Here is a 24,896-nt window from a genome sequence, read left to right as displayed (position 1 = left end):
AAACAATTGAAGCATCTCTGACAATAATAATTTTTACTAAAAGGAATTCTGCATGACTGATAATACCAGCCCAGATACCATGACCCAGCGTATTTTAGTCGTTGATGACGACGCGCGCTTACGCTCTTTGCTCCAGCGCTTTCTAGAGGACGATGGTTTTGTCGTACGCACGGCGCATGATGCCAGTCAAATGGACAAACTGATGCAACGCGAGCTGTTTTCTTTGGTGGTATTGGACTTGATGCTACCAGGCGAGGATGGCATTAGTATTTGTAAGCGCTTACGTGAAGACAAAGGCGATATCCCCATTATTATGCTAACGGCAAAAGGCGGTGACGCGGATCGCATTGCGGGACTTGAAGCAGGTGCCGATGACTATCTGCCCAAACCATTTAACCCAAAAGAGCTACTGGCACGTATCAAAGCCGTACTACGCCGCCAAAACCGTGAGCTACCTGGCGCACCAAGCCATCAGCTAGAAGTGGTGCAGTTTGGTCCTTGGACACTTGATCTGTCGACGCGCACGCTCAAACGTGATGGCAATGTGGTGACTTTGACGACAGGTGAGTTTTCCGTCCTCAAAGCACTGGTACAGCATCCACGCGAGCCACTGACTCGTGATAAGCTGATGAACCTTGCGCGCGGCCGCGAATGGGGCGCCATGGAGCGTTCAATCGATGTGCAAGTGTCACGTCTACGTCGTCTGATTGAAGACAACCCATCACAAGCACGTTATATTCAGACTGTCTGGGGCGTGGGCTACGTCTTCGTTCCGGATGAAGCGGAAGTAGAAGAAGCCAAAAGCGAGTAACTTCAAAAGGCTTTTATACGCTTTATCAAATAAAAAACGACCAATAAAAAATCCTGCACATTTGTGACAGGGTTTTTTATTGGTCTACGTTTGAGGTGATCCGTTAGTATCAACTAACTCATTAACGCAATTGACTGTCTTTACTACCACGGCGATTAAACAGCTCAGATGCTTTGGTTTGCTTCTCAAGCTCAGTTTGACAGCTAACACAGTGCTGCACCCCTGGCAGTGCCTCTCGCCTTGCTTCAGGTATTGACTCACCGCACTCATCACAATACTCAGCGCTGTCGCCTGTCGGTAGGGTACGTCTTAGTCTATCGAGCGCGTCATTGACGGTAGCATCCATTTGCTCATGCTCCGCGCCATCTCTTGACCATCCACCTGCCATAATTTATCCTTTGTTATTAATTTATAAAATTCAGCATTAAATGCTTTAATAACAAATAGATGGGGTTAGTTATGAGTGCTTTCAATACGCCTTAGCATCTGTTGAGCATGCAAAGGTAATACTGGCAGTGGCTATTCTTTTGGCTGTAACGCCACGACCTGCCCGCGTACATTGATACTGTCATCACTCATGAGGCAAACGTAGCCTGCCATGATCTCTTCAGGCGTTTTTAATGTCATTGGGTTTTCGCCTGGATAAGCATGAGCGCGCATGTTTGTACGCGTGCCGCCAGGATTAATACAATTAAAACGTAAGTTGGTGGTGTTTTGCGTCTCTTGAGTGAAGATATCACTCATGCCTTCTACCGCTTGCTTTGATAAAGCGTATGCACCCCAAAACGCCCGTGGATGCGTACCGACTGAGCTTGAGGTAAATACAATCGAGCCATGGGCTGCATCTTTGAGTAGGGGAAGTAATGCTTGGGTAAGCATAAAGGTGGCAGTAGCATTGATATGCATGACCTTGGCGAAGGTCGTAACATCGTACATCGCCAGCGGCGTCAAATCGCCTAAGATGCCAGCATTGTGCAGTACGCCGTCAAGCTGACCAAACTCTTTATTGATTAGGTTTTCTAACTGCTGCATCTCGCCATAAGTAGCATGCTCTAGATCCATAGGAAGTATCGCTGGCTGCTGACCACCAGAGCCTTCTATCTCATCATACACTTCTTCAAGCTTGCTACTGGTGCGACCTAACAGTAACACCGTGGCGCCATAACGGGCATAGGTCAAAGCCGCTACGCGTCCGATACCCGCACCCGCACCTGTGACCAAGATGGTTTTACCTTCCAAACATCCTTCAGGTGGCGCATAGTTACGAATATCATCGTGGCTCAAAACTTGACCAGCAGATTTGGCAGACTGGCTTGCAGCCTGATTGGCATTGTCACTCATGAAATTACTCACTACTTATCGATTTATAATAAAGATAAAGGGCTATTGGTTAGGGTGTGCTAAACATGCAAAACTCAAAGGTATTCAAACTTACCTGAAGACAATAGCAACTTACTTAACTGTTTAGGGGTATCAACAATATAGTCTGCCCCCCAGCTTTTTAAGTCCTCTTGATCTTCAGGCGGGATATAACCATAAGCCGCCAAAATAGTCGGCATACCTGCCGCATTCCCAGCTTCAACATCACGCACATGATCGCCTATATAGAGTACAGACGCAGATGCACCGCGTGGTATGGCAAGCTTCTCTAATGCCATATACATAGGCTCTGGGTCAGGCTTATTACGCGATACATCATCAGGACATACCAACACAGCACAGCGCTCATCTAACTGCATGGCTGCAAGTAGCTGCTCAGATAAATAGCGGGGCTTATTGGTTACAATACCCCAAGGCACGTCCTGCTTTTCAAGCTTACTCAATATCTCTTCAAGGCCATCAAATAGACAGCTGTCGACACAGATATCCGCTTCATAATCATCCAAAAACTGTTGGCGGAACTCCAACAGTTCTTCCTCGCTCACGTTCATCTGATTATTATGACGTAGCATAAGCTTTACCATCGCTGACGCGCCAGCAGAAACCTGCTCACGAATGTCTGCTGCAGGTGGGGCTTGCCAGTTATTTTGTGCACTCATTTTACCAATAATGCGTACAAAGTCAGCCGCAGTATCGATAAGAGTGCCATCAAGATCGAATAACACCGCTTTTACAAATTGGCTCATGATACATGCTCTTATTTTAAATACTTAGGTTAAAGACTTTATGCATCCAGTGGTTTTTGGACCGCCATCAGATAGTTCACGTCGACATTTTGTGCCAACCAATAGCGCTTGGTGATCGGGTTATAATGCAGGCCAATGATATCTTGACGGGTAAATCCGGCACGCATTGCCATCTTATCAAGCTCTGCTGGCGTGATAAATTTTGCATAGTCATGGGTACCGCGATCCAGTAGGCGCAAGACATACTCTGCCCCAACGATGGCAAACAGGTAGGACTTAGGATTACGGTTAATGGTAGAAAGCACACAGACACCGCCTGGCGCAAGCAGATCGTAGCAGGCTTGCACAATGGCGCTTGGATCTGGCACATGCTCTAGCATTTCCATACAAGTCACCACATCGAACTGTCCTGCATGCGTTTTTGCTAAGTCCTCAACAGGGATATGCTGATAACGTAAAACGTCATTTAAGTCACTTTGTTCGGCATGCAGGCTGGCGGCTTTTAAGTTCTCAGTGCCTAAGTCGATACCCGTCACATCAGCACCGCGGCGCGCCATTGACTCGGCCAATATACCGCCGCCACAACCTACATCTACTATCTTTTTGCCAGCAAGCCCAGCCTCTGCGGTTTTATTAGCATCAGGGTTTTGATGGCTGCTTTGATGGCTGCTTTGATAACCACGTTTGACGTTTTCTTCGATCCAGTTTAGGCGCAAAGGATTGATATGATGTAAGGTTGCAAATGCACCTGTCTTATCCCACCATTCACTGGCAAGCTTATTAAATTTATCGACTTCACTTAGGTCCACGTTAATCGTAGTATTCATGTCAGAATCCGGCTATGTATGAGTAGATTGAGAAGAGACAGTAGCGCTTATGGCGTTTCTCTTTATGGTATGATTTTTGCATTATTTGCATTAGTAGTCTAAACGAACTGATTATTTATGTGCTCAATATTAGCATGAGTGCGGGCTGTTTGTCGTGACGACATCGTGAGCATTTATGACTGGTATTGTTAACTGACGAGCAATATACCTTAAATATAGTCTCACAGCTTTACAACGCTTGCTTAAGAATCCGGTTCACAAGGGCCGTGTTTTTACGTTATCATAGGCGCGTCTCGCTTAAATAGGCACTCAACGCTTTAGCATGTATTCCCTTTGATACCCTTTTTGATAATTTAAATATTTACTCCCAAGGAAACAGTATGAAACGTGTCATCACACTGACTGGTCTGGCCATGGCCATTGGACTTGCCAATATGGGCGCACAAGCGGCCGATTATGTCGCAGGAAAAGACTATCGCGTGTTAAACAACCCAGAAAACATCAGCGGCAATGCCATTATTGTCCGTGAGTTCTTTTGGTATGGCTGTTCACACTGCTATTCCCTGAACCCGCATATGGAAAAGTGGGCAAAAACCAAAGACAAAGATGTGGCATTCTTCAAAACCCCAGCAGCCCTAAACCCAGTATGGGAAGCCAGTGCACGCGGTTTTTATGCTGCTCAGTTATTAGGCTATGAAAACAAGACGCATGACGCTTTGTTTAATGCCATTCATAAAGACGGCAAGCAGCTGTTTGATCAAGCCTCACTGAGTAAATTTTATGCTTCTAAAGGTGTCGATCAAAAGAAATTTAACAGTTTATACAACTCGTTCGCTGTCGGCACCAAGATTGGTCGCTCGCAAGCGGGTGCAAAGCGCTATCAACTCTCTGGCGTACCTGCTGTTGTCGTACATGGTAAATATGTCGTGACTGGTGAAAGTGCTACCGTGCCTAAAGTAGTCGATTTCTTAATCGATAAAGTACGTGCTGAGAAAAAATAACTCTAAAATAATTCTGCAAAACAGCTGTAGCTTAATAAAAGCTGCATAAGAAAAGTACGTTGTTCGCACTACTCTATGCAAAAACTAAAAAGGCCAATCAGTGAATGATTGGCCTTTTTGTGCATTGGACTATCTTTACTTTAGCTGCGAAAGTATGGCGACTTCGCGAATATAGCTGGCCAAATCTTCTTCCGACTCTGCTAACAATTCATCATCTTGCATGTGTTTGGCATACTCAATCCATAGCAGTAGCTGATATAGACTGTTGCGCTCAGAGGCCTTGTACTGCTTTATAAACTGCTTCAGTGTGCCTTCATCATTGATATTAAGCCTGCCAAACCACCCTTCTATCTTCACGATTTGCTCATTTGGGAATAGGGCATCAAACAGTGCTTTTACCAAAGCATGGCGATCTTCTTCACCGATCAGCTTGCCGACACGTTTGGTCTGACGGTTGCGTGCATTGGCACTGGTAATATCAGCAAGTGCCATCAACTCCGCCATAAAATACTCACTGGCTGGGAGTTTTTTTAACTGCTTTTTTGATAAGCCTGCCAGCGGTATAGATAACTGCTGCAAGCGCTCGTGGGCTTTTTTCAGTTCGGTGCGCGAGACGCGCATGTCGTGTTCTGACCAGTCAATCATACAAGCTTTCCAAAATAATAAATAAAATTAGGGCCTACTAACCACGATTTGTAGCAGCAAACTTTTAATAAAAAACTTTAACAGCAAACTTCTTAATAAGATTAGCTATCAGCTATATAACATCCAAGAGCTACCAACGACTTTTTTCGCGATGTTTGGCAACCACTTTTAAACCTGCTGGCATACTATCGGCCAATCGGCGTTGCAGGTTATCGGTAATGAATACTGAGCGGTGCTTGCCACCTGTACAACCAATCGCAACTGTCACCGTATGGCGATTGTTATGTAAAAAATCTGGCAACCAACGTGTCAAAAACTTAGCAATATCGTCGTTCATTTCCGCTACTTCTGGATAATCAGCAAAGAACTCACCGACCTCGGAGTCCAGACCTGTTGAGGCGCGCAGATCAGGGTTCCAATGGGGGTTGGGCAAGATCCTGACATCGAATATAAAGTCAGCGTCGATAGGGCTACCGTATTTAAAACCAAAAGACAATATGTTGATGACTATTTGATTGTCCATACCCACGTGTTCACGCAAGGTGTCTTTTAGCTGATGGATATTTAAATTGCTGGTATCAATTTTTATGTCAGCATGGCTAGCAATAGGCTCTAACAGCTCAACTTCTTTTTTGATGGCAGCAGGTAAATTAAAAGCGATATGCTTGGCATTGTCACTATCGATATCTTGCGCCATCAGCGGGTGTACGCGGCGAGTAGCATTAAAGCGTGCTACCAACGTACTCTCTTGCGCCGTCACGTAGACAACCTTGACCGCCTGCGCTCCATACGTTTGCTTTAGTGAGTCGTAAATTGCATCGAATTTGGATAAGTCCGCCCGTGGAGTACGAATATCGACACCCAGAGCAATGCGGCGGATACTACTCTCTCCTACTAGCTTGTGAGCAGCATTAGGCACCAAGGACAGCGGTAGATTATCTATAGAATAATAACCCAAATCTTCTAAGATATTTAATACCGAAGTTTTACCCGAACCAGAGCGTCCTGACACCACTAAGATACTAAGGCTATCGTCCTTGGGCTTCTCTATCACTGACTGTCCTGATACTGACTCATGCTCTTGATTCATACCTGCCGCTTCCATGGTTGACCATCCTAGTTCATTACGTCCACTGCTGCCCTAGCGCGTTTCCTCATACAACACTGACAACCTTTAGCTTAAAACCATCTACATTCGCTATTATCATTCTAATTAAAGGTTACAATCTCGTTATCTAACAGTCGCGCCCGCCCGAGCCATGCCGCGACCAATATCATTAACTTTTGATTATTTTCTTTTAAGCTTTTAACATTATCAACAGCGTCTAGCTGCTCAGTTCTCACATCCAAGTAATCAATAGTAAAGCCAGCATCCGTAATGCGCGTCTGTGTTTCTGCTAATAACGATTTAAGCTCATGCTGATCATTTCCTGCCATCAACTGCTGTGCTAACCGTTGTAGCTCTTGATGCAGTATAGGAGCCATTTGACGCTCAGCTGCGCTTAAGTACTGATTGCGTGAGGACAGTGCCAAGCCGTCCGCAGCACGGACAATAGGCGCACCAACGATCTCTATCGGATAGCTTAAATCACGCACCAATTGCTTGATAATGGCCAATTGCTGATAGTCTTTTTGCCCAAATATAGCCACGTCAGGCTGCACTATGTTAAACAACTTCGAGACCACAATCCCGACACCATCAAAATGACCAGGACGCGATTGACCACATAATTGAGTGGTAATAGCACCAGCGAGAACAGATGTCGGTGGTGGCAGTACTGGGTACATCTCATCGATACTGGGCGCAAAAACATAATCTGCCCCAACCGTCGCTAGCTTTGCGACATCCTCATCTAAAGTACGAGGATAACTGTCAAAGTCTTCACCTTCACCAAACTGAGTGGGATTGACAAAGATACTTACCACTACGATATCAGCCTGCTGCTTTGCCATTTTTACCAGTTCTAGATGACCGTCATGCAGATTGCCCATCGTTGGCACTAGCGCAATACGTTGCTCACTACGGAGCGGTTTTAGCGTGTCTTGTAACGCCGCAATATGATGATAAATGGTGGGCATGATGTCATTTTCTTCTATTTCGAATCGTAAAAACCAACAGATTACATAAAACTAGCTAAATTGGTGCTGCTCAGTTGGAAAACTGCCTTCACGGACTGACTGCTGATACAGGGCAAAGGCACCTTCGATGCTATGGGTGCTATTGCGCTCATCGGTCAAAAAGTCATGGACAAAGCGCGGCACGCGTCCATGCACCATGCCCAGCATGTCATGCATCACCAATACCTGACCGTCAGTATCGGCACCAGCGCCAATACCAATGACGGGCACAGCCACCGCTTCTGTCACTGCTTTGGCAAGCTCAGCAGGTACACACTCCAATACCAATAATGCAGCACCTGCGGCGACGACTGCTTTGGCGTCCGCAAGTAGTTTATCAGCCGCTTCATCACCGCGGCCTTGAATCTTATAGCCGCCAAAGACGTTGACCAACTGCGGTGTTAAGCCCAAATGCACACACGTTGGCGTACCCGCTTGCGCTAACGTCGTGACCAGCTCACAAAGCTCACTACCGCCTTCGATCTTGATCACATGCGCGCCCGCTTGCATCAACTGCCTGCTATTAGCCACGGCTTCTGGCAAGGTCACATAGCTCATAAACGGCAGATCAGCTAAGATCAAGGCGTGCTCATTGCTACGAGCAATATTGGCAGTATGATATGCCATGTCATCGACTGTTACGGGCAGTGTTGAGTCATGACCTTGTACTACCATGCCCAAACTGTCACCGATCAAGATGGTATCAATCTGCGCCTTATCCATCATCCGCGCAAACATAGCATCATAGCAGGTCAAACAGGTAAACTTGATACCGTCTTTTTTAAATTTATTTAAAGTAGATAACGTCGTCATATGACCCTCAATTAATCTGCAATGCCTTTAACTAAATGCTTTTAACTCTCACTATAGTGAGTCCTAAATAAAAAAGAGTAAAGTTTTTACGGCGTGCTACTGGTATGAATTTTATAGTGGATTGACTATAGTAGCCTTAAGCCTGTCCAATCATTACTAGCTGCATAACTGTCTATCGGTTGACCAGAAATCATAATATCTGCTGCCAACTCACGTAGCGGTATCAGGACAAAATTGCGCTCAAGCAGTCCAGCATGCGGTATCGTTAGTTGTGGCTCTGCGATTTGCGCTTCACCGTACAACAAGATATCCACATCAAGGCTACGCTCACCCCAACGGCGCAATCGCGCGCGCAACGCTTGCTGCTCCAACTGTTGGCAAAATGCGAGCAACTCGGCAGGGGTCAATGTCGTTTCAAAGCTTGCAACTGCATTGACAAAGTCTGGCTGGTCTTGTGGCCCCATAGGCGCTGAGGCATAGAACGAAGAGACATCAACTTTGCGTATTTGCTCATGCTCTCGCATCGCTGCAATGGCTTGCTGCAAGTGTTCTACAGGGGAACCTAGCTCATTAGAGAGATTGCTACCCAAGCCCACATAGCAGGTAACCCAATTAGCATTATTCATGGTGCTCATTTTATTCTAATAGTCATTGTCAAAGCCACGTATTATCGCTACTTAGTTATTCAAGCTACGCATTGTCAGTGCTTGGCTGACGACGGCGACGCTTATGCGGTATTGGCCCTTTATTGTCATTCAGCTTGCTAGCAATGGCCAGACTGTCCGCAACTTGACTGCTTTTGGTAGCTTTTGTTGTTTCTGCTACCGCCACGGGTGCTTTGGTTGGCTGCTTTGCTGACTGTTGATCTCGCTGCTGAGCTTGGGCATCTGCTTTAGCCTGGCTATGCTTCTGATCAACTTCTGCCGCTGGTTTAGGTACTTTTTTTGCGTACTTAGTGCCAGTTGTTGACTCTGGAGCATCGTTAGTAACACTGACGCTAGCAGCGCTAGGCTGACGACGACGGCGCTTATGCGGTATTGGCTCGTTGTTCATGCTCACTAGCGCAGGCGATCTTGCTATGCTGCGAGTTGCCTTTTCTGGAGTAGCAGATGAGGATTTAGCCTCAGGCTGCTTTACTTGATCTGGCTGAGCAATGTTTGAGCCATCAACCTTTGCATCTGACTTTACACTCTGTGTTTGCTGACCCTTTTTACTCTTCTCAACTGATGCTTTATGAGACACTGGCTCTTTTTGTACAGGCTTTTTTTGAGCAGGCGTTTGACTGTCTTTTTGCGGCTGCTCATCCGCTGGCTGTCTTGGTAGTGGTGGCACCACTTTTTCGTGCTCGATGACAAATAACGGGGCAGGTTTAGATGCCTGACGCTTGTGTGACGATTGCTTAGTATCACCAGCAAGCGATAGCTGCTGCAACTGTGCCAGCTCTTTGCTGTCTTGTTTGCTCTGCTGCTCACCTTGCGTTTTGCGTTTATTAGCAGAGTGCTTAGCGTTTGCAGGCAAGCTTTCGGCACGGCGACGGCGTGAGGGTACGTTTGAGTCCTCTTTTGCAGCGCTGCCATTATCTTGATGATGCTTAGTGTCGCTTTGACTAACCACTAACTCATCTGCAGTACTTGTCGCAGGCTTTTGGCGATTGCGTCCACGGCCACGCTGCCCTTTTTTGTGAGCACCGCGGCGCAGATTTTCATCAAAGCTATCGATGGCTTGCTGTTGCTCTTTTTCTGACAGAGTTTGATAGGTCTGCCACCAGTCGCCCATGCCATTGGTCGACTCTGACAGTGGATGCTCAGCGTCGCCGCACTGCTCACGCAACAATAAAAAGTCAAAACCTGCACGGAAACGTGGATGCTCAGAAAGCTGTACAATTTGCTTGCTACGCGGCGCAGAGAGTTTTGGCTGCAATAGCCAGATATCGCGGATGAACTGCTCAGCAAACTTAGGAATAGCCGTCTTGATGCGCTGACGGTCGATGACCTTGCTGGCGGCGTGCAATTGCGCTTCGGCAAATGGCATGTTGCGCTTTTTGGCTTTTTCTAGCTGATGCAGATAGTTTTCCCACAAGAGGGCTGCATAGAAAAACGCGGGGTTGATGCTTTTGCCTGCGGCAATACGTTTGTCAGTATTGATAGCGACTTGCTTTACCAAGGCGCTTGGCTCAGACGGCGGATAGATAAGTAAGCTGTCAATCGCACCCGACTCAAATAAGAGCGGCAATAACGGCACCAGATAACCACCGGTAAACATCTTTTGTGTCTCATCATAGAGACGATGCGGCGATATCTGCTCGAGTAGCGCCCAGTTGTTGTCATGGAACTGCTCAGACAACTCTTTATCAAACTCAAAACCCAGCTTGGCTTTAAAGCGCAGAGCACGTAACAGCCGTACGGGATCTTCTTCAATGCGTACTGGCGCATGACCTAACAAGCGAATGGTCTTATTATTAATGTCTTCAAGGGCACCGCAAAAATCATGCACCACGCCTTTGAGCGGCTGATAATAAAGCGCATTAATCGAAAAGTCACGACGGGCAAAGTCTTGCTTGATATCGCCCCAGACATTGTCACGCAGGATCATACCGTCTTGGTTGGTATTGGCATCACTGGTTGGCGGCCCTCGAAACGTAGCGACTTCAATCAAGTCGCGTCCAGAGTAGACATGGGCCAACTGGAAACGACGACCGATAATGCGGCAGCGCTTACCAAAGACGTCTTTGATTTCGTGCGGTTTGGCATCAGTGACGGCGTCAAAGTCTTTTGGCTGCAGACCTAATAAGGTGTCACGCACCCCGCCACCGACGATATAGGCATCAAACCCAGCTCGGGATAATGTGGCAATAACTTCAGTGATGGAATTGGGTAATTCAGATTTATTCAGTTCTAACTGCTTGGCGGCACGCTCGGCCATGCATCTACTCCTCGCCGGTATTCTTAACCGCTCTTGATTAACTTAGCTTTTAACGAGCTTAGCGTTTATCAGGCGGATGTATTCGCTATTCTAACAAACTTTAGGCTTGCTAGGTGTATTATGCGCTTTAGTTGTGCGCTATTTTGTCAATATCAAGGGTTATGCTGTTTTTAACCACAAAAAACCTACTCTTGCACCGTTAGACGGGCTCTGTTTTTCTCAACGGTTTTTGCGCCAATACCTTTGACTTTGGTTAACTCATCAACGCTTCTAAAATCACCAAACATCTCACGATATAAGATGATTTCTTGTGCTTTACTGCTGCCGATACCATGCAATGAGGTCAGCTCGCCTTCCGTAGCACGGTTAATATTGATTACGGCCTGATCACGCGCTTGAATTGCCGCGTTTTCTTGCGCAATCAGATGATTATAAGCAGCTTGGGGATTGTCAAAACACGGTGCAGCATGGGCATTATTAATCATAACACTGGTGAGCATGACACTGCTGATAATAGCCAAACAACAAACAGCACTCATTATCAAATAAACGCATGAGCCTTTATTATAGATGTTGTAGATGCTACAAGTGTTATGAGCGTTCATGTTGTTTTGCGGCTTCCCATAGAGCGTCCATTTCTGTGATATCACTGTCCTCGACACGCTTGCCAGCGGCGGCCAACTGCGCTTCGATATAACCAAAACGCGATTTAAATTTATGCACACAAGTCAGGGCTGCCATCTCGGCATCGAGGTTTAGTTTGCGCGCGACATTGACTAAGCCAAACAGACAGTCGCCCATTTCCTTTTCTAGCTCATCACGCTGTGCCGCGTTTAAGGTCTCGCCTGTTTGCGGAATGATGTCTTTCAGCTCAGCGATTTCTTCTTCTAACTTTTCGATAGCGCCCTCGACCCCTTCCCAATCAAACCCCAATTTACTGGCCGCCTTTTGTAAGCTTTGCGCCTGCATAAGGGCACTACCCGCTTTTACTTTATCGAGACGACGTTTGGGCTTACCGCGGCTTTGACGCTCAAGCGCTTCCTCAGCTTTTATCTCATCCCAGCGCTCCTTGACTGCCGCTTCATCTTTAAGGGTTTCGGTTTCAAAAACATGCGGATGTCGGCGTATCAGCTTCTCTTGCAAGGTGGTAATGACGTCGCTGATATCGAAGCGTCCCTGCTCAGCGTACATCTGACAGTGAAAGACCACTTGTAGCAGCACATCACCGAGCTCCCCTTTGATGTCTTCGTCATCATCGCTTTGTACCGCTTCACCAAGCTCATAGGCTTCTTCGATGGCATACGGAATGAGGCTATGATTGCTTTGTTTTTTGTCCCAAGGACAGTCAGCACGTAGCCGCGCCATCAAGGCGAGAAGGTCATCAAGCTGCCCGCTGGCTTTTGGCGTACCTTGTACAGGCTCGGGTGCGGAGACTTGTTGCTGATTCTCATTATTCGCAGTTGAGCTGTTATTTTTATGGGTACTCACACTTTTTTGAGCATTAATAAGGTCTGGATTATTCATAAAGGCTACTCTTCTCTTTCTATCATTTTTTATTATTTCTACTTACCATCTAATATCTCAACCCCTTAAATATCTTAACGTAGGCTGTGGCTTTAGCAAAACACTGCAACATATTTTTCAAAGTATCTTCCAGAAATTCTATTTAAAGAATTTCTCTTGCGAAACTAAAATTGCAGTGCAATTTTTTGACGTTTCTCAGGGCTAAAGCCACAGCCTACAAATCTTCTGTTCTTAGCAATACGCTATTGTTTGTAAATTTAATCGACTATAGTGTAGCATTGAACGCTAATTGGCTTATAATTGTATGGCCAAATATTTAACACACCCTATTTTCTCACCTCACTGCTCAAGCGCAAGGAATCTTCTCATTATGCCTACTTCTGCGACCCCTAGCTATCAGCCAGCAACTGAATTTCATCCCATGACGATCGATTCATTTAAAGCTTATGATATTCGCGGTGAGCTTGGGGTAAACCTTGATGAGGCGATCGCTTACCGTATCGGGCGTGCCTTTGCGCAGATTTTATTTCAGCGTTATAACGCTGCCGTTGCCGCCGATCAAGAGAGTGAACTGGCAACGCTAAAACCTGCCATCGTCATCGGTAGCGATATCCGCCATTCTAGTGAGCAATTAAAACAAGCTACTCTTAAAGGCATGCTAGATGCAGGCGTCGATGTCATCGATTTGGGCATGACGGGCACCGAAGAAGTGTACTTTGCCACCAGTTACTATCAGGCGCTGGGCGGCATCGAAGTCACCGCCAGTCACAATCCCATCAATTATAATGGCCTCAAGCTGGTCAAAGAACACTCAAAGCCGATCAGCGCCGATGATGGTCTGGCCGAGATTCAAGCATTGGCAGAGTCTGGGCAGTTCGCTACCAGTAATGAATCAGGAACCTTGCAGCTGCTGACTGATAAAAACGCCTATGTCGAGCACGTGATGACCTTTATCGATACCGATAAGCTCAAACCCCTGAAGCTAGTGATTAACTCAGGTAATGGTAGCGCCGGCCCCGTGGTTGACTTATTGATTGATAAGCTTGCACAAGCGCACGCACCGATTGAAGTGATTAAATTACATCACACCCCAGACGGCAGCTTCCCTAACGGCATCCCCAATCCTATGATTGAAGCCAATAGAGTGGCAACCAAACAGGCCGTATTAGCACATAAAGCCGATCTGGGTATTGCTTTTGATGGTGATTTTGACCGCTGCTTTTTATTCGATGAAAGCGGGGAGTTTATTGATGGTAGCTACGTGGTTGGTATGCTTGCACAAGCATTTTTAAACAAGTATCCAAATGAATCCATCGTCTATGATCCCCGAGTAATATATAACACCGAAGCAGTCATCGAAGAATATAATGGCAAGGCGGTCATCAGTAAGTCTGGGCACTCATTCATCAAGCAAGTCATGCGCGAGTCAGGCGCCGTCTATGGCGGCGAGATGTCTGCTCATCACTATTTCCGTGACTTTTTCTATTGTGACAGCGGGATGATTCCGTGGCTACTCACCATTGAGCTGTTATCCGTCACGGGTAAGACGCTGTCTGAATTGGTCACTGGCTACATTCAAGCGTATCCGAGCTCAGGAGAGCTTAATTTTCGCCTTATCACCCACGATGCGCCAACCATCATTCGCGCTATTGAAGACAAGTATCGCAGCGAGAGCCCCAGCAAATCGATGCTTGATGGTTTAAGCCTCAACTTCGGTGACTGGCGCTTTAACTTACGCGCATCGAATACTGAGCCGCTGATCAGGCTAAATATCGAAACTCGCGGAGATGAGACGTTATTAGCCGACAAGGTTCAAGAAATAAAAACCTGGTTAAGTGAGCAAGGCGCGGTGCCAGCTTAAAGTTGGATGACTTATTTAGCACGGCCAATACCCATATAATCACCCACTAAACTATTAATTTGAACCCTGGTCAGTGCATTCTGCGCATCAAATACTGGCATGGCTTGCTGATTGAGCTTGGCAACATCGAGCTGATCGCGTGGCGACCAACTGATGATAAATACCGCCTGTGCTTCATCAAGCTGCTGATAAGGACTGGCTACTAGCTTGAGCAATGGCTGTTGTCCATAAAGCGCAGCGAGTTCAGTCTGGGCTTTGTCACTATAGACCAGCGTCCGAATGTTATACGACCATAATAATGCCAACAATGGATGAATGGCAGAGTCCGCCGTACGTCCCGATCCCGCTTTATAACTGCCGCCCCAAATCATGACGGTTTTATTATCAATAAAGCCATCAAAGTATTGCCAAAACTTGCGGAATATCAGCTCTTTTTGATCTTCGTTGATATGCAGCACCGACTGCAAGAGCGGCATGTCCAAACTATGCTCTTGGTTTGATTGCTGCAGCTTTACCAGCTCTGTCGGTAGGGTATTACCGCCAAACCCCCAGCCTGCTTGCAAGTAACTGCTGCCCACCCGCTCATCTAAGCCCATGATGCGACTGACGTGCTTGATATCGATCTGCTGACTGTCTGCCAAGCGTGACATCTCATTCATGAAGCTTACCCGCGTCGCTAGCATGGCCATGATGCTGCTACGGGCAAACTCTATGGTGGCGATATCCGCATGATGAGCAGCGTGAGCAGACTGCATTAAAGGCGCTAAGATAGGTAGATGCTGACGACTGTCTGCGGTCTTTTCACCCAAGAGCCACAATGAGGGGTTTAACATCGAGCTATAGGCATCACCGTCTTTTAAGAATACAAACGGCACATAATACACCCAAGCACGCTGCAAGCGCTGCGCCAACCCTGCGATATGCCCTAGTTGCTCAATACCGCTCATAATCACAGGTAGCGCCTGCTGATGACTGTGATTAAAGGCTGTCACCCAACTGTCATCCAACCAAACTGACTTGATACTGTCTAAAAACAACCAGTACAGCGCCACGGTTGTTTGCTCATGACCCTGATGATTAGCGTCATGATCGGCATCTTGACCTGTCGCTTCATAACTCTGTATTAAGGCATCTGCACTAGCTGGCAGCGCCTGACTGATAATAGTCTGCTGCTGCACATACATCTGCCACAGCGCCTGCAGATGATGCTCAAAGCCATACTGCTGTATCTGCTGCGCCAAGCGTTCTTTATCGGCATAGAGATGCACGCGCTGCCCGAGACTTGCCAGCACTACGGCGCTAGTAATGGCCTCAATACTATGTCCGATAATCACACAGACCTTTGTTTTACTATGACTATTATTGGCATGGCTTGGATGAACAGACATCTTTTATCCTTTTTAATACGGTCGGCTTACTTTACAAACGCTACAGCGTAGACTAAATTTTTGTGTAGGGTGCTTTCTAAGCATCGTTCAAGCATTGCAATAATGGTGCATGGAATGCGCCCTACAAATCAAACCTTCGCAAGAGCAAAATGCTGGGCTAAAGCCACAGCCTACGATAACTCAGTACCTGTCAAACGTTGTTATGATGGTGCATGGAATGCGTCCTACGACAGCTGTTTGATATGCTGTAATAGCTGATCGGTGGAGCTGTCAAACTGACCATCAACCTCATGCTGCATGGCATGGTGTACGGACTCTGCCATCTGCTTACCCATCTCAACGCCCCATTGGTCAAACGGGTTAATATCCCAGATACTGGCCATGACATAGACTTTATGCTCATAGAGCGCAATCAGCGCCCCTAAGCTGTGCGGGGTCAGCTCGTCGATCAGTAGCGTCGTTGACGGCTGATTGCCTCGGTAGTATTTATACTTATCCGCATCGCAAGCTGTGGTCGCTTCACCACTAAGTTTGTCAGCATCGGCAACCGCGGCATTACCAAAGGCCAGTACCCGACTTTGCGCCAGACAATTGGCCAGCGATAGCTCATGCTGCTGTTGTAATGGCGCATTATTCTGCACCTTGGTGCTATAACGACGCACGCAAGCGATAAAGTCGCAAGAGACCTGCTGCGTTCCTTGATGCAGCAGCTGATAGAACGCATGCTGCGCATTGGAGCCAATCTCACCCCATAGAATCGGACAGGTATCGTAATCGATATGGTCGCCATGCAGGGTGACGGACTTACCGTTACTCTCCATCTCTAGCTGGGTCAAGTAGCTGGGCAAATAGCTGAGACGGCCATCATACGGCAAGACAGTATGGGCATTCACTTGTAAAAAGGTACTGTTCCAAACGGCAAGCAGACCTAATAACACGGGCAAATTGTCGCCAAAGTCCGCCTGGGCAAAGTGCTCATCCATACTATGCGCACCGCTCAACAGCTCCTTAAACCTTGGCATACCAATGCGAATCGCAATGGCCAGTCCAATCGCTGACCATAACGAGAAGCGACCACCGACCCACTCCCACAGCTGCAATTGATGCTCAGGATGAATCCCCCACGCGCTCATCTTCTCGCTATTGGCAGAGATACCGATAAAGTGCCGACGTAAGACGCTGTCTTCGGTACCTGCACGCAGCTTGGCCGTAGCAAGCAGCCATGACAGTGCGGTCTTGGCATTGGACAAGGTATCCACCGTACCAAAGGATTTGGAAGAGATGATAAATAAGGTATTTTCAGGATTTAGGTGCTTGAGCAGGTTATCCAGCTGAGTGCCGTCCATGTTAGAGACGAAATGCACGTCGATGTCGGTATCTGCCCACTCATCAAGGGCGGTGGTCGCCATTAGTGGGCCCAGATCAGAACCACCGACGCCAATGTTGACCACGTCAGTGATGGCTTGCCCAGAAAACCCGCGCCAAGTGCCATTGCGTACGCGTTCGGACAGTCGCGCCACTCTTGCTAGACTATGATGCACATCGGCAACCACGTCTTGCGCGCCTACTTGTAGCTCGGCAGTCTCTGGCAAACGTAGCGCGGTATGCAGGGCGGCGCGCTGCTCACTGGTATTGACCATCTCCCCTTGTAGCAGCGCCTGAATACGGGTAGACAACTCACAGCTATCGGCAAGGCTCAATAGGTTGGCTAATACGGTGTCATCGATACACTGCTTGCTATAGTCCATATATAGCGCCCCCGCCTGGCTACTAAAGCGGGTGGTACGCTCATCGTCCTGCGCAAACAGCTGCGCCAGCGACCACGGCTGCGCTGCCAGTGTCTGCAACTGCTGCCAGTACTCAGAGTGGCGAGCGCTGTGATAGGTGTTATTGTGCATAACGTTAATCCACTTTGAAATAAATACAGTGCTATTGGAATAAACTTTATCTGGTACTGATCACTCCGCTATCAACTGTCTAAGGTTATTGGCGTAGGCTGGGTTTTTAACCCAGCTTTGAGACTTTACAAAATTAAAATGCTGGGTTAAAAACCCAGCCTACAATAGTTCTACTCACTATTTTCACTACTCGCTAACTGCTGCTCGGCAAAGTAGATAAAGGCCTGCATATACGAGCGCATATCGCCTGCATCATAGCTATCGCCACGCATGGTGGTCACATTGACGCCATATTCGCTAATCAAGGCATCAATGGCATCGGTCAGCTGAATCTCACCGCCGACAGAGGCTTTGGTATTGGCCAGATAGTCAAAGATGTGATTGCTAAACACGTAGCGACCCACCACGGCTAAGCGTGAAGGTGCCTCTGCTAAGCTGGGCTTTTCTACAAAACCCGCCACTTTAAAGCTGGTATTCACATTTTCGTTGCTATTGCTGCCACCGTCATCGTTAGACGCTTCATGCAATTGGGCGATGCCATATTTATGCACGTCTTCATCTGCCACGGTCTCGACCAATATCTGCGAATGCCCATCATCAGTAAACTGAGCAATCATAAAGGCCAAGTTATCCGCTGCCATGTCGGTGGTGTATGGATCGAGCACTACATCTGGTAGCATGACGGCAAAGTCGTGCGCGCCAATGATGGGACGCGCTGCCAATACCGCATGTCCCAGTCCTAAAGGCTTGCCCTGACGGATCATAGATACGGTCACATCCTCTGGTAGCCAGTTGAGACTATCCGCCAGCTGATCTTTTCCTTTGGCTCGCAGCTGATTGTCCAGCTCGGCATTGATATCGAAGTAGTTTTCAATCGCGCCTTTTTGTGCATGGCCGACCAGGACAATGTGCTTGATACCAGCAGCGATCGCTTCTGCCACTACATAATGAATGGCAGGACGATTGCCCAGTGGCAACAGCTCTTTTGGCACGGATTTGGACAGTGGCAGCATACGGGTACCAAAGCCTGCGACGGGGATAACGGCGTGGGTGATGTTTTTCATAATGGTTTATTCAAATCGATTTATTATAAAGTAGAAGCACGATAGAGTTTTACTCGTACTGAGTACATTGCGTTCAGTGACTATCATAGCCATTCGGGTTTTGACTTTGCCAACGCCAAGTATCTTGACACATCTCAGTGATAGACAGCTTGGCTTCCCAGCCTAATAACTCTTTGGCTTTGTCAGCACTGGCATAGCAACTGGCAATATCCCCTGCACGGCGGGCAGCGAATTGATAAGGAATGGGCTGTTTAGAGACTTTGGTAAACGCTGCAACCAGATCTAAGACCGAGGTACCCTTACCCGTTCCTAGGTTAATAGGTAGAAAACCGACTGAGCCAGTTGTATCCGAACCGTTTTTTGAGCTGGCGTGTTGCTGTAAGTAATTCAGCGCGGCCACATGACCTTGCGCCAGATCAGTGACATGGATAAAGTCACGGACGCCCGTACCATCGACGGTAGGATAGTCATTGCCAAAGATGCTGAGTTTCTCAAGTTTACCGACGGCCACTTGCGAGATATAAGGCATGAGATTATTTGGAATGTCATTCGGATCTTCGCCGATCTGTCCTGAGGGATGTGCCCCTACTGGATTGAAGTATCTAAGAGGGATGAGGTTCCAGCTAGCATCCGATACCGCTAGGTCTTCTAGGATATGCTCGACGGTAAGTTTGCTTTGTCCATAAGGATTGGTACAAGAGCGTGGGGAGGTTTCATCGATAGGGAGCGTTTCTGGGTCGCCATAGACAGTGGCAGACGAGGAAAAGACCAGATTTTTGACGTCATATTCTGCCATGACTTCCAGTAAAGTGATGCTGCCACTGACGTTATTATTATAATACAGCAAAGGCTTGGCGACGGATTCACCAACGGCTTTTAGTCCAGCGAAGTGAATCACGCCAAAGAAGGCATGCGCAGCAAAGACTTGTCTGAGAGTCTCAGCATCGCGGATATCGCCTTCGATAAAGGAGATAGGCTGGCCAATAATGCTAAAGACACGATTGATCGCTTCACGGCTACTGTTAGATAAGTTATCGTATACCACAACTTCATAGCCTGCTTCATGCAACGCTATACAAGTGTGTGAGCCGATATAGCCAGCACCGCCAGTTACTAATATTTTTTTAGTCATAAAATCAGCCAAAAGTGTTTAAATGGTTATTTATCGTCAATCATACTATAGTTGGTTGCAAATAAAAGCGTGACAGCCATTCAATCGTACGATTGGTATATATTGATAGCAGACTGGTTATTTTTAACTTTATTCACATAAGTGACTATACTAACAATTGCGCTATATTGCCAACAAAAATCAGTCAATCCTTCTAAGATACGCTATTTCATACAAAAAGATTTGTACTACTACTTAAATCTTCAGCTGCCAATTATATCGTTTAGACTAAAGGAGCCTTTAAAAAAGGAGCTCTTAAAAATAACTAAAAAACACCTCAGAACAAATTCATCATTTCAAGCCATGGTCACTATAGAGTATGATGGTTAGTTATTATAGCTACTTATGATAGTTGCTATAGTCTTTCATAAAGCTTACCGCTACCCACTATTCATTATCAATCAACGCCATTAATCATATTATGACATTTAACGCTTACCTTCAGCCCCTACTTTTAGGCTACTATCAACACTATCGTCAGCACAACCAACGGTTAGCGTTGGTTGTTGGTATGTGGCCGTGGCAAGATATGGTTGGGGATTGGGTGTTAGAGTCATCGCATATCCAAATACAAAGGCATTTTGATAAACGCTACTTTACGCGATGGCTACAGCCCTTTATCAAGCGGGTCAACCCTGTTATTTATATCTGGGGTTATAAAGCGCCTGACTATTTCATTGATTATATACGCGAGCAAGATCTGGATATTTTCTTCTTAGAGGATGGTTTTATCCGTTCAGGTCCTGATGATGATAGCAGTACTCCGCCACTCTCTATTGTGATGGACAGCCAAGCGCCCTACTTCGATACCACTCGTCCAAATGATTTGACTGATCTCATCGCAAACTTTGATTTCACACAAGACGGCTATGATGAGGCGTTGGCACAGGAGATGCTCGATTATTACGTCGCGCATCGGGTGAGTAAATACAATCATCAGCCGTATGTCGATGTCGTACCTATCTATGGGGTGAAAAATAAAAAGCGAGTTTTGGTGTTAGGACAAGTACCCTATGATGATTCATTGAAATACGGTGGCGGTATCGGTATTACGCTGCTGGATGTGGTCAATCAGGCAATCGAAGAAAACCCTAATGCGCAGATCATCGTCAAACCACATCCGATGACACTGGATGATCCGTCTATCGTCAGTGCCCTCACTGAGCTAGATTGTCTTATCCTCACCCAGTCTATTCATTTGGTCGATGCGTTAGAGACTGTCGATCATGTATATACGATTACGTCATTAGGTGGGTTTGAGGCGTTACTAAGAGGTAAAAAGGTCACCGTATTAGGGCGACCTTTTTATAAATCTCTTTGTCAGAAAGATCATGAGAAATATCAATATTTTCTAATATGCTACTTATACAGTCAATATAATCACTGTGTTACATCTGCATGAACTTTTAAGAATGTTGAGGGGTCATCAAGCAATTTAGACTTACCTTGCTCAATTAATATTTTATCAGCTAACTCACGTAAAGCGCCAAAACCACCGTTTTTATCCAGTACTAAATCACACTTAGACTTAATATACTCAGGAGCATCGGCAACAGTGACAGCTAAGCCACAACTAATGAAAGCTGGCAGGTCAATAGTATCATCACCAACATATACCGTATTAGCACTGGTTGTACCCGCTTGTTTGATTATATCTTTACAAGCTACTTCCTTATTTTTGACACCCAAATCAAAAATATCAATTCCTAAGTCAGAAATTCTCTTTCTCAAAGCTCTTGAATCCCTACCTGATAATACCGCTACCTTAACTCCAGCTTGTTGTAAAAGCTTAATACCTAGGCCGTCTCGCACATGAAAACGCTTAATACACTCACCATTTTCATCATAGTAAATACCACCATCTGTTAACACGCCATCAACATCAGTGATAACAAGCTCAATATTAGAGAGTAAAGTTTTCTCACTATCTACTTGCTCACCCTTGAGTATCTTAATTACTCTCTCTAAATCTTCTGGAGTATCTACCCCCGGCCCTGTCGGCATCACTTCAAACGCATAGATATCTACATCACTGTCTAGCAGCCGCAACTGCTCAAGCTGCTCTACTGTCTCTATATGAGATTCATCTAATCGAGTATACTTTTCTAATACGGACTTACGATACGCATATACCCCGACATGTTGTTTATAACTCGCTTGCACATCTTTATCTCTGATAAAAGGAATGGGAGAACGGCTAAAGTAACACGCTCGACCACTATGCGATGTCACCACTTTGACTGTATTAGGATCTTTGGCCTGATCTGCGTTGATAGAATGATAAAGCGTTCCCACTTCAATTGACTTGTCTGCTGCCATAGCATTAATGAGCAGTTCAAGGTCCTCAGCACGAACCAAAGGCTCATCACCCTGCAAATTGATGTACAGATCTGCGTCTACCTCACTCATTACCTCTACCAATCTATCTGTACCAGAAGCATGATCTGAGCTAGTCATTACTCCCTTGCCGCCAAACCCTTCAACTATTGACAGTATTCGACTATCATCTGTGGCAACGACTACGGTGGCGTTGTGCACAGATGCGGCTTTCTCATACACATGCTGAATCATTGGCTTACCCAAAATATCTGCAAGTGGTTTGCCAGGAAAGCGTGAAGATGAATAGCGCGCGGGAATGACGATAGCAACAGACTGCATCTGATATACCTTTGAATGAGTTTACTGAATGTCTAAATCAGGCAGTGATTTGACCAAATCATCAATTTGCTTCATTTGCTGTAAGAAAGGCTCTAACTTATCAAGTGGCAAAGCACTTGGCCCATCACATTTAGCGGCATCAGGATTTGGGTGCGCTTCTAAAAACAATCCAGCGAGGCCAGCTGCCATTCCTGAGCGGGCTAACTCAATAATTTGGTCTCTGCGACCGCCTGATGCCTCGCTACCCGCATTTCTAGTTTGCAGTGAATGAGTGACATCAAAGATGATTGGTAAGTTGTTACTGACACGCTTCATCACGCCTAGACCAAGCATATCTACTACTAGGTTGTCATACCCAAAACAGCTGCCACGTTCACAAAGCATTAATTTATCATTGCCCATTTCATTAAACTTATTAATGATATTTTTCATTTGCTCTGGGCTAAGAAACTGTGGTTTTTTGATATTAATTGGTCGTCCAGTCTCTGCTAGTGCTTTTACCAAATCTGTCTGACGTGCTAAAAAAGCTGGCAACTGTAAGATATCAATCACTTCAGCAGCTGGCTGGCACTGATAGACTTCATGCACATCAGATATCACTGGCACATTGAAGGTCTCTTTGATTTCTTGTAAGACTTTTAGACCTTCGTCTAAGCCTGGACCACGAAAAGAATGTATGGACGATCTATTGGCTTTATCAAAGCTGGCTTTGAATACATACGGTATACCAAGCTTTTGAGTGACTTCTACGTAAGCTTCACACGCCTTTAGAGCAAGATCTCTTGACTCGATGACATTGATGCCGCCGAACAGTACGAAAGGCTTATCATTGCCAACCGTTATATTTTCCGTAATCTTCATTAGTACTCTCCAAGACTATAAAAGGTTAGTGATGTCTATTTAATTAATACCAGCTTGTACTAGGTCACGTAAAGCAAGAACCCCTACCAGCGTGTCATTATCAAAAACTATGAGCTGGTTTACTTTCTTTTGTCTCATGATATCAAGGGCTTTTGAGGCTTTCATATAAGGTGAGGCAGTAATAGGCGTAGTCTTCATAACACTTGCAATCGGCTGGCTCATATCTTGATCGAGCGTGAGCAGTCGACGTATATCACCATCCGTCAATACCCCATATTTATTATCATCCACTACCACTGTCATGCCCAGTCTTTTTTCTGTAATTTCAAAAAGTGCATCAATGATACTGGTATCTCCTGTTACTACAGGAATCTCATCACCAGATTTCATAAGATCGGCTACATGAGTCAACAGCTTTTTGCCTAGAGACCCAGCAGGATGGGATAAGGCAAAGTCGTCAGATTTAAAGCCGCGAGCTTCAAGCAAGGCGATAGCCAGTGCATCACCTAGCACCATTGTGGCTGTAGTACTAGACGTAGGAGCCAGACCCATCGGACAGGCTTCTTCAAAGTCACCAAGTATCAAAGCCACATCGGCTTCTTGAGGCAGTCTGCCTGATAAGTTTTTACTGATACTTATCAATGGTAAGTCTAGCTTTTTAATCACAGGCAATAAGACGTTGATTTCATCGCTATTGCCTGAGTTTGAAATGGCTAGGACAACGTCACCTTTTACGATCATCCCAAGGTCGCCATGGCCAGCTTCACCAGGATGCACAAAAAACGCTGGGGTACCAGTAGAAGCCATCGTCGCCGCTATTTTACGACCTACTAAACCTGACTTACCCATTCCCGTAATGATTAGACGTCCTTTGCATTCAAGAATCTCGTTGCAAGCTTTCGTAAAACTTTCATTCACAGTCTCTTTAAGTCTAAATAAGGACTCTATTTCTATACTAACAACTCTTTCAAACACTACAGAATATTCATTTTTCATATTTTATTCTCAGAATAGCACGCCTGATAATTAGTTTACCATTGTCTTTTATAAGTTCTAATACTTAATTTTTATTTCAGAATTTTTCCTGCTCAAGGTGATATTTTTTTCTATCTTTTTAAGATTGTCTTTATGTAAATCAATAATATCAACAGACTCAATTACATTACTATAATCAATATCACCTAAGACTTTACTATCTAATACGTAAT

Annotated in this window: 23 protein-coding genes; 4 read left to right on the top strand and 19 right to left on the bottom strand. The window is 45.9% G+C overall.

Features of this window, described 5'->3' with window-relative positions:
* Positions 1-52: 52 nt before the first annotated feature.
* Entirely contained in the window at positions 53-811 is a 759-nt protein-coding gene (gene ompR / locus JMX03_RS01030) for an osmolarity response regulator transcription factor OmpR (RefSeq protein ID WP_227677908.1), read from the top strand.
* 121 nt (positions 812-932) lie between these two features.
* Here the strand turns inward: ompR and JMX03_RS01025 are convergent, their stop codons facing one another.
* The 4 genes from JMX03_RS01025 to ubiG all read right to left on the bottom strand — a co-directional run bounded on the left by JMX03_RS01025 (position 933) and on the right by ubiG (position 3,764).
* Entirely contained in the window at positions 933-1,199 is a 267-nt protein-coding gene (locus JMX03_RS01025) for a DksA/TraR family C4-type zinc finger protein (protein WP_201593889.1), read from the bottom strand.
* 131 nt (positions 1,200-1,330) lie between these two features.
* Positions 1,331-2,152 carry a YciK family oxidoreductase gene (locus JMX03_RS01020; RefSeq protein ID WP_201593888.1) on the bottom strand — a complete coding sequence of 274 codons (822 nt, stop codon included), beginning with the start codon at positions 2,150-2,152 and terminating at the stop codon, positions 1,331-1,333.
* Between the two features lie 74 nt (positions 2,153-2,226).
* A complete protein-coding gene (locus JMX03_RS01015; protein ID WP_201593887.1) occupies positions 2,227-2,937 on the bottom strand; it encodes an HAD family hydrolase in 711 nt (236 codons plus the stop codon).
* A gap of 38 nt (positions 2,938-2,975) precedes the next feature.
* On the bottom strand, positions 2,976-3,764 hold the full coding sequence (gene ubiG, locus JMX03_RS01010; RefSeq protein ID WP_201593886.1) for a bifunctional 2-polyprenyl-6-hydroxyphenol methylase/3-demethylubiquinol 3-O-methyltransferase UbiG: 789 nt from the start codon (positions 3,762-3,764) through the stop codon (positions 2,976-2,978).
* Positions 3,765-4,144: 380 nt separating this feature from the next.
* On the opposite strand from ubiG, the gene JMX03_RS01005 reads away from it, so the two are divergent.
* Entirely contained in the window at positions 4,145-4,765 is a 621-nt protein-coding gene (locus JMX03_RS01005) for a thiol:disulfide interchange protein DsbA/DsbL (protein WP_201593885.1), read from the top strand.
* Positions 4,766-4,900: 135 nt separating this feature from the next.
* Here the strand turns inward: JMX03_RS01005 and yjgA are convergent, their stop codons facing one another.
* From yjgA to mazG, 8 genes are all read right to left on the bottom strand, one after another.
* Positions 4,901-5,410 (bottom strand): ribosome biogenesis factor YjgA, encoded by a 510-nt coding sequence (gene yjgA, locus JMX03_RS01000; protein WP_201593884.1) that lies wholly within the window; start codon positions 5,408-5,410, stop codon positions 4,901-4,903.
* A 130-nt stretch (positions 5,411-5,540) separates the two neighbouring features.
* Entirely contained in the window at positions 5,541-6,500 is a 960-nt protein-coding gene (gene rapZ / locus JMX03_RS00995) for an RNase adapter RapZ (protein ID WP_406947732.1), read from the bottom strand.
* A 119-nt stretch (positions 6,501-6,619) separates the two neighbouring features.
* Positions 6,620-7,489 (bottom strand): pantoate--beta-alanine ligase, encoded by an 870-nt coding sequence (gene panC, locus JMX03_RS00990; RefSeq protein WP_201593882.1) that lies wholly within the window; start codon positions 7,487-7,489, stop codon positions 6,620-6,622.
* 51 nt (positions 7,490-7,540) lie between these two features.
* Complete coding sequence (gene panB / locus JMX03_RS00985; RefSeq protein ID WP_201593881.1) at positions 7,541-8,341, bottom strand: 3-methyl-2-oxobutanoate hydroxymethyltransferase; 801 nt, start codon at positions 8,339-8,341, stop codon at positions 7,541-7,543.
* Between the two features lie 125 nt (positions 8,342-8,466).
* Positions 8,467-8,967, bottom strand: a complete 501-nt coding sequence (gene folK / locus JMX03_RS00980) for a 2-amino-4-hydroxy-6-hydroxymethyldihydropteridine diphosphokinase (RefSeq protein ID WP_406947688.1) — start codon at positions 8,965-8,967, stop codon at positions 8,467-8,469.
* Between the two features lie 64 nt (positions 8,968-9,031).
* Positions 9,032-11,263, bottom strand: coding sequence for a polynucleotide adenylyltransferase PcnB (pcnB, locus tag JMX03_RS00975; protein WP_201593879.1), 2,232 nt, complete (start codon positions 11,261-11,263; stop codon positions 9,032-9,034).
* Positions 11,264-11,448: 185 nt separating this feature from the next.
* Positions 11,449-11,763 (bottom strand): ComEA family DNA-binding protein, encoded by a 315-nt coding sequence (locus tag JMX03_RS00970; protein ID WP_227695088.1) that lies wholly within the window; start codon positions 11,761-11,763, stop codon positions 11,449-11,451.
* A 91-nt stretch (positions 11,764-11,854) separates the two neighbouring features.
* Entirely contained in the window at positions 11,855-12,787 is a 933-nt protein-coding gene (mazG, locus tag JMX03_RS00965) for a nucleoside triphosphate pyrophosphohydrolase (RefSeq protein ID WP_201593877.1), read from the bottom strand.
* Positions 12,788-13,157: 370 nt separating this feature from the next.
* On the opposite strand from mazG, the gene JMX03_RS00960 reads away from it, so the two are divergent.
* On the top strand, positions 13,158-14,648 hold the full coding sequence (locus JMX03_RS00960; RefSeq protein WP_320158292.1) for a phosphohexomutase domain-containing protein: 1,491 nt from the start codon (positions 13,158-13,160) through the stop codon (positions 14,646-14,648).
* A gap of 11 nt (positions 14,649-14,659) precedes the next feature.
* Here JMX03_RS00960 and JMX03_RS00955 read toward each other — a convergent pair whose 3' ends face one another.
* From JMX03_RS00955 to galE, 4 genes are all read right to left on the bottom strand, one after another.
* The gene (locus JMX03_RS00955; RefSeq protein ID WP_201593876.1) at positions 14,660-16,036 is read right to left on the bottom strand and encodes a UDP-glucose/GDP-mannose dehydrogenase family protein; all 1,377 of its coding nucleotides are present in this window, start codon (positions 16,034-16,036) and stop codon (positions 14,660-14,662) included.
* A gap of 224 nt (positions 16,037-16,260) precedes the next feature.
* The gene (gene pgi, locus JMX03_RS00950; protein ID WP_201593875.1) at positions 16,261-17,934 is read right to left on the bottom strand and encodes a glucose-6-phosphate isomerase; all 1,674 of its coding nucleotides are present in this window, start codon (positions 17,932-17,934) and stop codon (positions 16,261-16,263) included.
* A 170-nt stretch (positions 17,935-18,104) separates the two neighbouring features.
* Positions 18,105-18,998, bottom strand: a complete 894-nt coding sequence (locus JMX03_RS00945; protein WP_201593874.1) for a UTP--glucose-1-phosphate uridylyltransferase — start codon at positions 18,996-18,998, stop codon at positions 18,105-18,107.
* Positions 18,999-19,071: 73 nt separating this feature from the next.
* On the bottom strand, positions 19,072-20,130 hold the full coding sequence (gene galE, locus JMX03_RS00940) for a UDP-glucose 4-epimerase GalE (protein WP_201593873.1): 1,059 nt from the start codon (positions 20,128-20,130) through the stop codon (positions 19,072-19,074).
* A 460-nt stretch (positions 20,131-20,590) separates the two neighbouring features.
* On the opposite strand from galE, the gene JMX03_RS00935 reads away from it, so the two are divergent.
* Positions 20,591-21,571: a capsular polysaccharide export protein, LipB/KpsS family gene (locus tag JMX03_RS00935; RefSeq protein ID WP_201593872.1), complete on the top strand. Its 981-nt coding sequence runs from the start codon at positions 20,591-20,593 to the stop codon at positions 21,569-21,571.
* On the opposite strand, the gene kdsB is transcribed toward JMX03_RS00935, so the two are convergent.
* Genes kdsB through JMX03_RS00920 form a run of 3 tightly spaced genes read right to left on the bottom strand, consistent with a single transcriptional unit; the run spans position 21,550 to position 24,684 of the window.
* Positions 21,550-22,827: a 3-deoxy-manno-octulosonate cytidylyltransferase gene (gene kdsB / locus JMX03_RS00930; protein WP_201593871.1), complete on the bottom strand. Its 1,278-nt coding sequence runs from the start codon at positions 22,825-22,827 to the stop codon at positions 21,550-21,552. The genes JMX03_RS00935 and kdsB overlap by 22 nt on opposite strands.
* Before the next feature lie 21 nt (positions 22,828-22,848).
* Positions 22,849-23,688 carry a 3-deoxy-8-phosphooctulonate synthase gene (kdsA, locus tag JMX03_RS00925; RefSeq protein ID WP_201593870.1) on the bottom strand — a complete coding sequence of 280 codons (840 nt, stop codon included), beginning with the start codon at positions 23,686-23,688 and terminating at the stop codon, positions 22,849-22,851.
* Between the two features lie 39 nt (positions 23,689-23,727).
* Positions 23,728-24,684 (bottom strand): KpsF/GutQ family sugar-phosphate isomerase, encoded by a 957-nt coding sequence (locus tag JMX03_RS00920; protein ID WP_201593869.1) that lies wholly within the window; start codon positions 24,682-24,684, stop codon positions 23,728-23,730.
* Positions 24,685-24,896: the final 212 nt, after the last annotated feature.

Origin of the sequence: Psychrobacter fulvigenes, from assembly GCF_904846155.1 — a bacterium.
Lineage (GTDB): Bacteria > Pseudomonadota > Gammaproteobacteria > Pseudomonadales > Moraxellaceae > Psychrobacter > Psychrobacter fulvigenes.
This window is presented reverse-complemented; position numbering and strand designations above follow the sequence as displayed.